Origin of the sequence: Pseudomonas sp. RA_15y_Pfl1_P11 (assembly GCF_963970975.1) — a bacterium.
Lineage (GTDB): Bacteria > Pseudomonadota > Gammaproteobacteria > Pseudomonadales > Pseudomonadaceae > Aquipseudomonas > Aquipseudomonas tritici.
The window spans coordinates 19,953-32,465 of record NZ_CAXAOY010000010.1 but is presented as its reverse complement, the minus strand read 5'-3'; the positions used below and the strand labels follow the sequence as shown (position 1 = coordinate 32,465).

Genomic DNA, 12,513 nt, shown 5'->3' with positions numbered 1-12,513 from the left:
CCTTACAACTGCCAGGAGCCGATATCGGCATTCACGCCGTCGCCATCCGGCTGGCCGTCGGCGCCGAGGGAGAACACATCTACCTCGCCATTGGCGCCCGGGTTGAGGTAGTGATAAGGGTGGCCCCAAGGGTCGTTGGGCAGACGTTCCAGGTAGGCGCGCCAGGTGTTGTTCTTCGCATCCGCCGGGCGTTCCACCAGTACTTTCAACCCCTGGTTCATGCTCGGATAAGTGCCGTGATCCAGGCGATAGAGTTTCAACGCCTGCATCAACCCGCCGATGTCCTGCTTCGCTGCGGTGGCCCGTGCCTGGTCCGGCCGATCAAGGACCTTGGGCACCACCATCGCGGCCAGGATCCCGAGGATGACCACCACCACCATGATCTCGATCAACGTGAAGCCACGCTGCCCGCGAGGGCCTGGCAATGGGGACGTTAGGCGCGCGATATCCATCTCGACATTCCTTGGCTTGAGTGCAATTCGTGGCGCAGTGTTGCAAGAACACATGTCAGTCGTATTGAAAATCCTCGGGAGTTTCGGTCGCCAATCGGTCAACTGCCGGCGCTAGTCTGCGGGCCTGTTTCCCGGCTTTGAGAGCGCCATGTACGGCCGACGCAAGGAGCAAGGTTTTACCCTGATCGAGGTGCTGGTGGCGCTGGCGATCATCGCCGTGGCCATGGCCGCCGCCGTGCGCGTGGCCGGGCTGATGACCCAGAGCAACGGCCTGTTGCGCGACAAGTCGATCGCGTTGCTGGCGGCGCAGAGTCGCCTGGCGGAGTTGCGCCTGGGGGGGCACCTGCGCAGCGGCAAGAAAACCTTCGAGTGCGACCAGGGCCGCTTGAAACTGCGTTGCGAGCAGACCATCAACGCCGATGGGCGCCTGTTTCAGGTCAACCTGCAGGTGCTCGACGCCAGCCGCGAAGCGCCGCCCCTGGCCCGCCTGGACACCCAGGTCATGGCCGAGTGAGCATGGGCAACGCAGGCCCCTGCGGCAGCTTGTCGAGGTGGACGCGCAGCTTCTCGCCAGCGCGCTCTATCTCCACACCATCGCCTTCGATGGCCGTCAGCCGCACGCCGGGGCTGAGGCGCTCACCCAACAGAAAACTGCGCGGCGGGCCGTCATTCAGACTGAGGATCGCCACCGCACCACGGGCGCCCGCCAGCACGCCGGTAACCTTCACCTGCAGCGCCGTCGGCGCATTGGAAAACCATTGCAGCGCCGGGTTATCGCTGCGCGCCGCCAATGCTTGGGGCGTGGCTTGGGGCGTATGGGATTCGGCGCTGTTGAGCAGCAGCGGCGTCCAGACCGCCAGGCCAGCCAGTGCGGCCAACACACCTAGCGCCTGCACGCCATGGGCCAGGGTGAAACGATGGGCAAATATCATGGGCTGGACCTCCTGTTTGTCCGTCGCACCAGCCTACAGGTCAATTCGCACGCTTTTATTTCACACACTCCCCAGTTTTCCAGGAAGCGCGCGATGAAACAGCAAGGCTTCACCCTGATCGAACTGATGGTGGTGCTGGTGATCATCGGCATCGCCAGCGCCGCCATCAGCCTCACGATCAAACCCGACCCACTGCGCCTGCTGCGCAAAGACGCCGAGCGCCTGAGCCAACTGCTGCAAGTCGCCCAGGCCGAAGCCCACGTCGACGGCCGCCCCATCACCTTGCGCGCCGATGCCAAGGGCTTTCGCTTCAATCGTCAAAGGGATGATGGGACAGGTATCGAGACGTTTAAAAACGACGACCCACTGCGCCCACGGCTATGGGAAAGCACGCCAATGCAAATCAACATCGAACCCCGGCAAACCCTGGTGCTGAATGGCGAATGGATCAACCCACCGCTGCGCGTGGTGCTGTCCGATGGGCAACACAGCCTTAGCCTGCAACGCGACGCCGCCGGCTTGATGCGCGTGGTGAACCAGCCATGAACAACGCCCAGCAAGGCTTCACCCTGATCGAAGTGATGGTGGCGATCATGCTGATGGCGTTGGTCAGCGTGATCGCCTGGCGCGGCCTCGACAGCGTGACCCGCGCTGATCAGCATTTGCAGGCGAGCACCGAGCAAACGGAGGTGCTGCTGAGAGCGTTGAATCAGATGCAGCGGGACATCAGCTTGCGGGCCAGTGTCGAACTCACGGTCCCCAGCGCGCCGGAAGACGGAGCGGCTAAAACCGAGGGGTTGGCTGCGGTGACGGTTCGCAGTTCCGACAGCAAGGGCTTTCGCCTGGACGTGATCCGCAGCGCCCCAGTGGCAGGGGACGGGCTGCAACGGGTACGGTGGTGGCTCAAGGGGGATTCGCTATACCGGGCAGCAGCGCCAGCACGAGACCGCTATCCGCTGCCGGCAGCCAAGGATGGCGTGCTGGTGTTGACCGGCGTGAGTGATTTGCAGGTGCGGGTGTGGGAGACGGATAAGGGATGGCGGCAGTTGAGTGGTAATCGCCGCGAGGATCCGCAGGGGCTGGAAATCAGTTTAGTGCGGCAGACGCCACAAGGCGTGGAAAAATATCGCCAGGTGGTGGGGCCGTTGAGGTCGTTGAACTAACTCAACAACACCACTCCACCCGGCAACTCCGTGCATTTGGCCCCATATGCATCGCGAATCAACAACGCGACCCCCGCCAACTGCTGCAAGCTGAACCGCGCCTGCACCCGGCGTTGGCCAAGTTCTCTATTCAGCAACACCAGCATCCCCGGTCGATAGCGGTTGATCTCATCCACCACCGTCGCCAGCGTGGCATTGTTGAACACCAGTACCTGTTTGCGCCAAGCAACCACTGCCTGGGTGTCTACCGTGGTCACTTCATTGACCCCGGCGCTGCCATAGGTCAACTGCCGGCCACCGTCCAGGCGCACGCTGCGCCCGGCTGTGTCCACCAAGAGCGAGCCCTCGATACAGGTCACGCACACGTTGTGGTCGGTGTTGCGCACATTGAAGCGGGCCTGCGCCGCACTGACCCAGCCTTCGCCGGCCTGGACCTTGAGCGGCTGCGCACTGTGGGCGAGCACCTCGACTTCACCCTCAAGCAATTCAATGCCCTGCCCCACTCGGCTGATGCGCGTCTGGGTATTGAGCTCCAGGCTTATCCCTTCGCTCAACATCACCTGGCGCTGCTCGCCGACTTCGGTGCGGTAGTCCGCCGTGAGCCCGGCGAAGCCGCCCGGTACGCCGACACGGACCATCACCACGGCCGCCGAGGCAGCCATCGCACCGCCCAGGAAGGCACGACGGCCAAAGCTGCGCGGTTGCGACACCTGTTCAAGGACGGGGACCAAGTCGCGCCATAACACCTTGGCCTGTTCGAACGCCTGGGCATGTTCCGCGCTCTGCGCGCACCAGGCCTGCAGAGCCTTGGCGTCGGCCACGGTGGCGCGGCCCGAGGTTAGCAGGAGCAGCCAGTCGCGGGCTTCATCATGCAGGGGGCTGGCGGCGGGTTGCCGGGCGGTGGAGAGGCTAAAAATATTCAAGCGCGCACGTACTCACGGATTTATCAGGGACTCGACACTAAGACGGTTTTCCGGCCCCGGGACCGAACCGCTGAATCACTTTTCTTTCAAGGCGCTTGGCACAGTGGCCCAGAGCAGCCTTGATTTCCTTCTCGACCATGCGCGTGGAGATACCGAAACGCTGGGAAATTTCCAGGTGCGGGGCTTCTTCCAAGCGCGCGGCGATGAGGATCTTGCGGCGGCGTGCCGGCAGTTCGTAGAGGGCCTTGACCAGGGATTGGATTTCTTTCTGGCCGCCCACCACCCGCGACGGGTCCTGGGCTTCGTCGGCGCTTTGCAACAGTTCCTCCACCTCGCTGCCGGTGAGCAGACGCGCGTCGGCCTGGCGGCGGTCGGCGGCGATGTTCAAGGCCATGCGGTACAGGTAGGCGTTGGGTTGTTGCAGGTTCGGCGGCACGTCCATGCGGTCGACCCGCAGGTAGGTTTCGTGCAGCACGTCGTTGGCCAGGTCCTCCGAACCCAGGCGCTTGCGCAAACGCACCTTGAAGTCTTCGTAGGAGGCCAGGAACAAGCTGACCATCGGACTGTGCCCGGTATTTTTCATCCGCCCGAGGCTCCTTTCGCTACTGTGCATTCCATGCGCGTTCCTGTTGTGTCGGGCATCAAAAGTAAAGTCACCGGTTGGCGCAGTGAGCTCGGTGCCGGGCGTTCGACCCGGGCCGCACTCAGGCGGCGCACCAGTGCTTCATCGCGTTGTTCATCGCCGGTGGAACTGACCAGCCGACTGTGTTCAATCACCCCGTCGGGGTTGACCCATACCTGCACCAGCGCGCGAAAACTACCGGGCCGGGTCAGCGGCGAACGGCACAGGCTGGTTTCGATGGCTTGTTGCAACGCCGTCGCGTAGCTGTTGTTGATCCGCGCGGCGCTGCGTGCCGCCGCACCCTGGGTGGGCGGCTGGCTGACCTGCGGTGTCTGCAAGGTAAACGCATCGCTGCGTGCATAACGTGCCATCAGGCCACTCCCTGTCAGCAACATCGCCAGCGCCTCTTGCGCCGTAAAGCGCCCGCGCACCCCAATGGAGCGCCGGCCCCGCGTCAACTCGCGGTCCACCAGCACCGCCATCCCGGTGGCGCGGCTGTAGGCTTGCAGTGCGTGCTCCAGGTCCTGCGCAGGCAGGTCCAACGACAGCAGGGGTGACTCTGCCAGTGCCGTACGACCAGCGGCCAGCAGCAACAGCAAGACCAGGGCGCATGCCGCGCGCCTCCAGGCTCCCTGTTCACCCCCTGCTTTGCATCGCTGCACGGCCGACGCGCCCTAGAAAACCGTCATCCTGAGGCCAGTTTATGAATCTGATGTTACGGTGATAGCAAAAAAAACATCACGGTGACGAGAAGCCAGCTGCACTACACTTTGCAGCCTTACCGGCCCACTCCTTCGGGCCCGCCAGGAGGCCCTGATGAACGTGCTACCAACCCTCGCCAGCCTGTTGCTGTGCGCCGTCCTGCCCTTGGTTGCCCATGCCGATAATTGCGCAGAGGTCACGGTGGATGGCTATAAGGCGCCTGACTATGGCTGCCTTAGCCACCAGATGGGTAATGACACGAATGCAACAAAGGCGACGCAAAAAAACCGCGAGGCGCAGAATATTTCCATCGAAAAGCGCCTGCCCAATAAGGTCGGTTTAGCCACCCCGGCGGCGACCAGTGTGCGAATGGGCAACACCTTCGGTACGTCGGTGAAACCGCAGCGGCCTTGAGCCGTTAGAAATTGTCTGAGTACACAGGTAACAAATGTGGGAGGGAGCTTGTTTACGAGGCGGCCTTTGGGCCGACCAGGTGCTTGGGTTGGAATGAGTACATATCCATTCCTGCGGTAATGGCTGCTATTGGTTTCGCTCTTACGGCGAGTCACTTTGGAAAAGAGCCCCAAAGTAACCAAAGGGCTCTTGCCCCACCACTCGGCACCTCACCTAGGCTCGGTGTGCGGGCTTGCTCGCGAATGCAGAGTGTCAGTCACTGATGATTTGACTGATCCACCGCATTCGTGAGCAAGTCGAAGCGTCGAACCGCCGCTCGCACAGTTTGGACTTGCAGCGTGTCTCAGGCCGCGTGGCTTTCTTTCTTCAAACTCTCCATATCAATCACAAACCGATACTTCACATCACCCTTGAGCATCCGCTCATAGGCCTCGTTGATGCCCTGGATATCGATCATCTCCACGTCCGACACAATCCCGTGCTTGGCGCAGAAGTCCAGCATGTCCTGGGTCTCCTGGATGCCGCCAATCAACGAACCCGCCAGGCTGCGGCGCTTGAAGATCAGGTTGAATACGGTTGGCGACGGGTGCGGGCTGTCGGGGGCGCCGACCAGGGTCATGGTGCCGTCACGCTTGAGCAGGCTGAGGAAGGCATCGAGGTTGTGCGGTGCGGCGACGGTGTTGAGGATGAAATCCAGGCTGTTGGCGACTGCGGCCATTTCATCCGGGTTCTTCGACACCACCACATGATCGGCACCCAGGCGCAGGCCGTCTTCGCGTTTGTTGGGTGAGGTGGTGAACAGCGTGACGTGTGCGCCCATGGCGTGGGCGATCTTCACCGCCATATGCCCAAGCCCACCCAGGCCAACCACACCGACCTTTTTGCCGGGGCCAACCTTCCAGTGGTGCAGCGGCGAATAGGTGGTGATGCCCGCGCACAGCAACGGCGCCACGGCGGCCAGGTTGGAAGCGTCGTGGGAGATGTGCAGCACGAACTTCTCCTTGACCACGATGCTGTCGGAGTAGCCGCCGAAGGTGTTTTCGCCGCCGAATACCGGGCCGTTGTAGGTACCGGTAAAGCCGCTCTCGCAGTACTGCTCCTCGCCTTCGGCGCAGGACGCACAATGCTGGCAGCTGTCGACCATGCAGCCGACACCGGCCAAATCACCGACGTTGAACTTCTGCACATTGGCGCCTACCGCCGTAACACGGCCGACGATTTCATGGCCAGGCACGGAGGGGTACAGGGTGTTGTTCCATTCGTTGCGGGCGGTGTGCAGGTCGGAGTGGCAGACCCCGCAATAGAGAATGTCGATCTGTACATCATCCGCCCCCGGCGCGCGGCGCTCGAAGGTAAAGGGCTTGAGGGAATCCTTGGCGTTCTGGGCGGCGTAGCTGTAGGTCTTGGCCATTTCGTTCACCTGTGTGATCGGATGCTGGAAGTCAGATGACCAGCATAGACGCTGAATCGTTCAACCGAGCACGTCCATACAATCCGCGTCACTGCGCGGCCCCTAAGCTCCTGACTTTCTCAAGACGCTGGAGAGTGGGCATGTGTAAAAAAGTGAGGACGGTATCGCTGGCTGTCACGTTGCTGGCCGCGGCCATGATGGGCAGTGCCTTGGCGGCAACACCCACGGTAGCGGTGGCCCCGCAATATGACACCAGCCACGTCTATGTGGCGCCGGCCGATGTCGACCGTTTTGCCCAGAGCTTCCTGGCCACTTTTGGCGGCAAAAGCACGGCCCAGGTGGTGGTGAATGTGTTGCCGGTGCCGAGCAGCACCACCTCGCAATTGCTGCAGACCCCGGCGGGCACGGTGTCGTTGTTTGGCTTCACCACACCGATCCCGCACCCGTTCGGCCAGGAGCGCAACGGTTACCTGGTCAAGGACATGGACGTAGCGCTCAAGGCCGCCCGGGAAAACGGTGCGGCGGTGATCGTCAGCGACTTCCCCGACCCGATCGGACGTGACGCCGTGGTGCAGTGGCCAGGCGGCGTGAATATGCAGCTCTATTGGCACACCAAGACCCCGGATTACGCCGCGTTCCAGACCGTACCGGAAAACCGCGTGTACCTCAGTGCCGACCGTGCCGACCGCTTTATCAAGTCGTTCCTGGGTTTTTCCCACGGCAAAGTCCTGGCCGATGACAAGCACGCGCCTGGGGTGGATATCGGTCAAGCCAGTGGCAGCTACCGCCGTGTCGACATCGAGTCGCCGTTCGGGCGCATGGCGGTGCTGGTCACCAACGGCCAACTGCCCTACCCCTTTGGCCATGAAACCACCGGCTATCAAGTGGCTGACCTGAAGGCGACGCTGGGCAAGGCCACCGGCTCCGGCGCCACAGTGCTGGTGCCCGCCTTTGACAGCAAAGGCCGTCGCAGCGCATTGATCGAGTTCCCGGGCGGCTATGTCGCGGAGATTCACCAGCTCAACGCGGCAAAATGAAGCGTCGCACAGGCTGGGGCCTGGCCGTGCTGTGGCCGCTGCTCGCCGGCGGCGTCCACGCCGATGAACAAGCGACACGCCCGACCATCAAGGCCAACCGTTGGCAGGAAGACTGGTCGGTCCTGCAAAACCCGGCGCTGCGCACGCAGCCGTTGGACAATTGGAAGTACATCCCATTGTCAGGTGCCAACCCGTTCACCTACTTGTCCCTGGGCGCCACGTTACGCGAGCGCTTCGAGATGAACGATGCCAGTGGTTTTGGCGTGCGCGATGTGAAGCGTGATCGCTACTTGATCCAACGTTTCCAGGTGCATGCCGACCTGCACCTGAACGAAAACTGGCGGGTGTTCACCCAGCTTGAAGACGTGCACGCGTATGACAAGACGACGATCGGCGGCGCCGACCAGAACCACGTCGACCTGCGCCTGGCCTTTGCCGAATACGTCAATGCCTTCAGCAGCGGCACGCTGAAAGCACGTGTCGGGCGCCAGGATTTCGCTTTCGACTTGCAGCGCTTCATCTCATCGCGGGAAGGCCCGAATGTGCGGCAATCCTTCGATGCCCTGTGGGCCGACTGGGAGACGAGCAACTGGCGCTTTATCGGGATTGCCAGCCAGCCGGTGCAGTATCAGGACGGGCGGCACTTCGACGACAAATCCAATAGTGAGGCACGCTTCCACATGGTGCGGGTCGAGCGGCTGGTGGGCGGTAAAAACGAGCTGTCAGCCTACTACGGCGTGTATGAACGCGGCGCGGCGCACTACCTGGACGCGGACGGCGACGAAACCCGCCACCTGTTCGACGCCCGCCTGGGCGGCGCGGCCATGGGCTTTGACTGGGACGTCGAAGCGATGCTGCAAAGTGGCTCGGTGGGCAACAAGGATATCCGCGCCTGGGCCGCTGGCAGTCGCACCGGCTACACCTTTGACAGCCTGGCCTGGACGCCGCGCCTCGGCCTGCAACTGGACATCGCCTCGGGCGACCGTAAAACCGGGGATGGCACTGTTGGCACATTCAATCCGCTGTTTCCCAACGGCTACTACTTTTCCCTGGCGGGCTACACCGGTTACAGCAACCTGATTCACGTCAAGCCGTCGATCACCGTCAAACCGTTCGACAAGCTCAGCGTGCAAACGGCCATCGGCCTGCTCTGGCGGCAAACCACCAGCGATGCGGTGTACACCCAGCCCAACCTGCCGGTGGCCGGCACCGCTGGCAGCGGTGATCGCTGGACCGGCGCCTACGCGCAACTGCGCACTGACTATGTGTTCAGCCCCAACCTCACCGGCGCCGTCGAAGCCGTGCACTACGACGTCGGCCAGACCCTGCGCGATGCAGGCGGTGATGACAGCAATTACCTGGGGGTCGAGCTCAAGTTCAGTTGGTAATCCCAAGCAAGCACACCCGTACAAGCCCTCGAAACGCTTAAGGGCAATAGTGATCCTGAGTTTTCCAGCCTATACATCAAGGAGTTTTCCATGAGCACATTCGTTGCCAAAGACGGTACCCAGATCTACTTCAAGGATTGGGGCAGCGGTAAGCCCGTGCTGTTCAGCCACGGCTGGCCGCTGGATGCCGACATGTGGGAATACCAGATGGAATACCTGAGCAGCCGTGGTTTTCGCACCATCGCGTTTGACCGTCGTGGCTTCGGGCGCTCGGACCAGCCATGGACCGGTAACGACTACAACACCTTCGCCGACGATATCGCGCAGTTGATCGAACACCTGGACCTCAAGGACGTGACCCTGGTGGGCTTTTCCATGGGCGGCGGCGACGTCGCGCGCTATATCGCTCGCCACGGCAGCGCCCGCGTCGGCGGCCTGGTACTGCTGGGGGCGGTGACACCGCTGTTCGGCCAGAAACCGGATTTCCCGCAGGGCGTGCCGACTGAAGTGTTCGATGGCATCAAGGCCGGGCTGTTGAAGGATCGCGCGCAATTTATCAGCGATTTCAACACGCCGTTTTTTGGTATCAACAAGGGCCAGACAGTCTCCGAAGGGGTGCTGACCCAGACCCTGCAGGTGGCAATGCTGGCGTCGCTGAAATCGACCGTGGATTGCGTGACCGCCTTCTCCGAAACCGACTTCCGCCCTGACATGGCCAAGATTGACGTGCCGACCCTGGTCATCCACGGTGACGGCGACCAGATCGTACCGTTCGAAACCACCGGCAAAGCCGCCGCGGCTTCGATCAAAGGCGCCGAGCTGAAGGTCTACAAGGACGCACCACACGGGTTCGCCGTGACCCATGCCCAGGCCTTGAATGAAGACCTGCTGGCGTTCCTGACACGCTGAAACACCTGAACCACCCTCTCCTTATTTCGGCCGGGCTTGCCCGGCCTTTTTTTGCTCAGGAGAAACGTTGGCTCACGACCAGACGCCCAGGCCCTGCGATCAACACGCTGCTGAAAATGATCAACAGCAGCCAGCCGAATTGCCCTTCCAGCAACGTCCACTCCGGGTGCACCACCCGCATGGCAATCAACAGCACCGCCAGGATCGGCAGGCACGCCAGGCGCACCAGCACCCCGGCAATGATCAGCAGCGGGCACAGCACCTCGGCAAATATCGCCAGCAGCAGCGTGATGTGAGCGCCCAAGTGAAACGGGTCCTCGATCAGCTTCAACTGCTCGCTGTAGTTCAACAGTTTCGGCAAACCGTGCACCCACAGCAGGAACAGCGCCCCGCTGCCCCGTAGAAACAACAACCCCAGGTCCTGTTGTTTTGATTCGTTCATACGTGCTCTCTGTTGGTCGAGACAAACGTCGATTGTGTCAACGGTGCCATCCGCCTGCTTGCAAGCCTGTGCTGACCTCACTCCCCCGTACCGGCAAATGCCGCGACGATTTCATCGATCACCACCCGCACTCGCGCGGTGTGGCGCAGATCGGCGTGGGTCACCAGCCACACGTCATACGGCAAGGGCCGCGTGCGGTCGGGCCACAGGCGTACCAGCCCGTCACGTTCGCCGGTGTACACCGGGATTTCGCCGATGCCGATGCCCGCAGCAATAGAGCGGCGCACAGCAGGCTTGAACTGAGGGCCGCGGTTGCGAGCTGGTTCGCCTGGCCCAGCGGTAAGCTGCATGAGGCACCGGCACGAGCAGACACTTGCGCAGCGACACCTTCTGGCGTGTACCTGTTGTTCGCCCAATACGCTTTTATGGCGGCGGGCTTGGTGCCGGCGATGGTGTTCCTGGTGGATTACGTGGCCCGTGGCCTGGGAGACGGCGCGCACATCGGCGCGATGATCTGGGTAATGTACGGCCTGGGCGCGATTGCGGGGCCGGTGACTTACGGGTTCCTCGCCGATAAACTCGGGGCCCGCTTGAGTATTCGCGTGGTGCTGGTGGTGCAGGCGATTGCGCTCGGCTTGCTGCCGTTTGCCGGCTCGTTTACCGCCCTGGCGGCGCTCGCGGTGATCCTCGGTTCTTTCCCGCCGGGCATCGTGCCGCTGGCACTGGCGCGGGTGCATGAGTTGCTGCCCAACCATCACCAGCAACAAGTGGCATGGAGCCGCGCCACGGCGTCTTTCGCGACGTTCCAGGCCCTTTCCGGGTTTGCCTATTCGGCACTGTTCAACCGCAGTGGCGGGCAGCATGCGCTGTTGTTCATGATCGCCGCCGGGGCCATTGTGGTCGCATTGGCACTGGAACTGAGCATGATCCTGCTGAACCGTCGACCGCTCGGTACGGTCCCAACCCATACGCTCATCGCTGCAGGTAATCTGAAATGACGCTTCCTCAAGAAATGACCCTGATCGAAATCACCACCCCTGGCGGGCCTGAAGTGCTGCAACCGCGCCGCGCCGAGGTGCCTGTCGCAGGCCCCGGCGAAATCCTGATCCGCGTGCATGCCGCCGGGGTCAACCGCCCCGACGCCCTGCAACGCGCCGGCAAATACCCGATGAAACCCGGCTTCAGCCCGATCCCCGGGCTGGAAGTGGCCGGTGAAGTGGTGGCGCTGGGTGAAGGCGTGAGCGAATACCAGGTGGGCGACAAGGTTTGTGCCCTGACCAACGGCGGTGGTTACGCGCAATTTTGCAGCGTGCCGGCCGGCCAGGCCTTGCCGATCCCTGAGGGTATGGACTGGATTCAAGCCGCCGCCGTACCGGAAACGTTCTTCACCGTGTGGGCCAACCTGTTCGGCCTTGGCGATGCGCACACCGGTCAGCGCGTGCTGATCCACGGCGGCACCAGCGGCATCGGCACCACCGCTTTGATGCTGTGCCGCGAGTTTGGCATCCAGGCGTTTGCCACCGCTGGCAGCGCCGACAAATGTGCCGCGATTGCCAAGCTGGGCGCTGAACCTATCAATTATCGCGAGCAGGATTTTGCCGAAGTCATCGCGCAGCAGACCGACAACCAGGGCGTCGATGTGATCCTCGACATCATGGGAGCCTCCTACCTCAACAACAACCTCAAGGCCTTGGCCATGGACGGTCACTTGGTGATGCTGGGCTTCCTCGGCGGCGCCAAGGCCAATGACGTCGACCTGCTGAGCATTCTCGGCAAACGCGCGGTGATTACCGGCTCACTCCTGCGGGCACGCAGTAAAGAAGAAAAAGCTGCCATCGCCGAACAACTGCGCGAATACATCTGGCCGGTACTGGCCGCCGGGCGGTGCCTGCCGATCATCGACAAGGTGTACGCCTACACCGACGCCGCCCAGGCGCATGCGCGGATGGAGGGTGGGGACCATATCGGGAAGATTGTGTTGCGGGTGGAGTGACGCTGATCCTGGCCCTGTGAAGATCCAGTGTGGGAGCTGCGGTGCGACGATTCGACTTGCCTGCGATGCAGACACCTTGGTCATTCAGTTGAACCGAGTCGATGCTATCGCAGGCAAGCCAGCTC

Annotated in this window: 15 protein-coding genes and 2 pseudogenes; 9 read left to right on the top strand and 8 right to left on the bottom strand. The window is 62.3% G+C overall.

Going from position 1 to position 12,513, the window contains the following annotated elements; all coding sequences use genetic code 11:
• Window positions 1-2: 2 nt before the first annotated feature.
• A complete protein-coding gene (gspG, locus tag AACY44_RS14580; RefSeq protein ID WP_339419759.1) occupies window positions 3-452 on the bottom strand; it encodes a type II secretion system major pseudopilin GspG in 450 nt (149 codons plus the stop codon).
• 148 nt (window positions 453-600) lie between these two features.
• On the opposite strand from gspG, the gene gspI reads away from it, so the two are divergent.
• Window positions 601-966, top strand: a complete 366-nt coding sequence (gene gspI, locus AACY44_RS14575; protein ID WP_339428112.1) for a type II secretion system minor pseudopilin GspI — start codon at window positions 601-603, stop codon at window positions 964-966.
• Here the strand turns inward: gspI and AACY44_RS14570 are convergent.
• Entirely contained in the window at window positions 953-1,384 is a 432-nt protein-coding gene (locus tag AACY44_RS14570; protein WP_339428113.1) for a type II secretion system protein N, read from the bottom strand. The genes gspI and AACY44_RS14570 overlap by 14 nt on opposite strands.
• A 93-nt stretch (window positions 1,385-1,477) precedes the next feature.
• Here AACY44_RS14570 and gspH point away from each other — a divergent pair, with 93 nt between their 5' ends.
• A complete protein-coding gene (gene gspH, locus AACY44_RS14565) occupies window positions 1,478-1,930 on the top strand; it encodes a type II secretion system minor pseudopilin GspH (RefSeq protein ID WP_339428114.1) in 453 nt (150 codons plus the stop codon).
• A complete protein-coding gene (locus AACY44_RS14560; RefSeq protein WP_339428115.1) occupies window positions 1,927-2,547 on the top strand; it encodes a type II secretion system protein GspJ in 621 nt (206 codons plus the stop codon). The genes gspH and AACY44_RS14560 overlap by 4 nt, the downstream gene beginning before the upstream one ends.
• Here the strand turns inward: AACY44_RS14560 and AACY44_RS14555 are convergent.
• Genes AACY44_RS14555 through AACY44_RS14545 form a run of 3 tightly spaced genes read right to left on the bottom strand, consistent with a single transcriptional unit; the run spans window position 2,544 to window position 4,691 of the window.
• Entirely contained in the window at window positions 2,544-3,470 is a 927-nt protein-coding gene (locus AACY44_RS14555; protein ID WP_339419753.1) for a FecR family protein, read from the bottom strand. The genes AACY44_RS14560 and AACY44_RS14555 overlap by 4 nt on opposite strands.
• Window positions 3,471-3,507: 37 nt before the next feature.
• Window positions 3,508-4,053, bottom strand: a complete 546-nt coding sequence (locus AACY44_RS14550; protein ID WP_065876202.1) for an RNA polymerase sigma factor — start codon at window positions 4,051-4,053, stop codon at window positions 3,508-3,510.
• The gene (locus tag AACY44_RS14545) at window positions 4,050-4,691 is read right to left on the bottom strand and encodes a TonB family protein (RefSeq protein WP_339419750.1); all 642 of its coding nucleotides are present in this window, start codon (window positions 4,689-4,691) and stop codon (window positions 4,050-4,052) included. The genes AACY44_RS14550 and AACY44_RS14545 overlap by 4 nt, the downstream gene beginning before the upstream one ends.
• A 217-nt stretch (window positions 4,692-4,908) precedes the next feature.
• On the opposite strand from AACY44_RS14545, the gene AACY44_RS14540 reads away from it, so the two are divergent.
• Window positions 4,909-5,208, top strand: coding sequence for a hypothetical protein (locus tag AACY44_RS14540; RefSeq protein WP_339419748.1), 300 nt, complete (start codon window positions 4,909-4,911; stop codon window positions 5,206-5,208).
• Window positions 5,209-5,551: 343 nt separating this feature from the next.
• Here the strand turns inward: AACY44_RS14540 and AACY44_RS14535 are convergent, their stop codons facing one another.
• The gene (locus tag AACY44_RS14535; RefSeq protein WP_339438984.1) at window positions 5,552-6,619 is read right to left on the bottom strand and encodes an NAD(P)-dependent alcohol dehydrogenase; all 1,068 of its coding nucleotides are present in this window, start codon (window positions 6,617-6,619) and stop codon (window positions 5,552-5,554) included.
• A 140-nt stretch (window positions 6,620-6,759) separates the two neighbouring features.
• Here AACY44_RS14535 and AACY44_RS14530 point away from each other — a divergent pair, with 140 nt between their 5' ends.
• The 3 genes from AACY44_RS14530 (at window position 6,760) to AACY44_RS14520 (ending at window position 9,953) form a co-directional block, all read left to right on the top strand.
• Window positions 6,760-7,656, top strand: a complete 897-nt coding sequence (locus tag AACY44_RS14530; RefSeq protein WP_339419744.1) for a VOC family protein — start codon at window positions 6,760-6,762, stop codon at window positions 7,654-7,656.
• Window positions 7,653-9,044: an alginate export family protein gene (locus tag AACY44_RS14525; RefSeq protein ID WP_339419742.1), complete on the top strand. Its 1,392-nt coding sequence runs from the start codon at window positions 7,653-7,655 to the stop codon at window positions 9,042-9,044. The genes AACY44_RS14530 and AACY44_RS14525 overlap by 4 nt, the downstream gene beginning before the upstream one ends.
• A gap of 90 nt (window positions 9,045-9,134) precedes the next feature.
• On the top strand, window positions 9,135-9,953 hold the full coding sequence (locus AACY44_RS14520) for an alpha/beta fold hydrolase (RefSeq protein ID WP_339419741.1): 819 nt from the start codon (window positions 9,135-9,137) through the stop codon (window positions 9,951-9,953).
• 55 nt (window positions 9,954-10,008) lie between these two features.
• Here AACY44_RS14520 and AACY44_RS14515 read toward each other — a convergent pair whose 3' ends face one another.
• Entirely contained in the window at window positions 10,009-10,395 is a 387-nt protein-coding gene (locus AACY44_RS14515; RefSeq protein ID WP_339419739.1) for a DoxX family protein, read from the bottom strand.
• Window positions 10,396-10,472: 77 nt separating this feature from the next.
• Window positions 10,473-10,705: pseudogene (locus tag AACY44_RS14510) on the bottom strand (LysR substrate-binding domain-containing protein); the annotation flags it as partial.
• Between AACY44_RS14510 and AACY44_RS14505 the strand changes: the two are divergent.
• Window positions 10,704-11,393: pseudogene (locus tag AACY44_RS14505) on the top strand (YbfB/YjiJ family MFS transporter); the annotation flags it as partial. The pseudogenes AACY44_RS14510 and AACY44_RS14505 sit on opposite strands and share 2 nt — an antisense overlap.
• Complete coding sequence (locus AACY44_RS14500; protein ID WP_339428116.1) at window positions 11,390-12,388, top strand: NAD(P)H-quinone oxidoreductase; 999 nt, start codon at window positions 11,390-11,392, stop codon at window positions 12,386-12,388. The pseudogene AACY44_RS14505 and the gene AACY44_RS14500, both read left to right, overlap by 4 nt.
• Window positions 12,389-12,513: the final 125 nt, after the last annotated feature.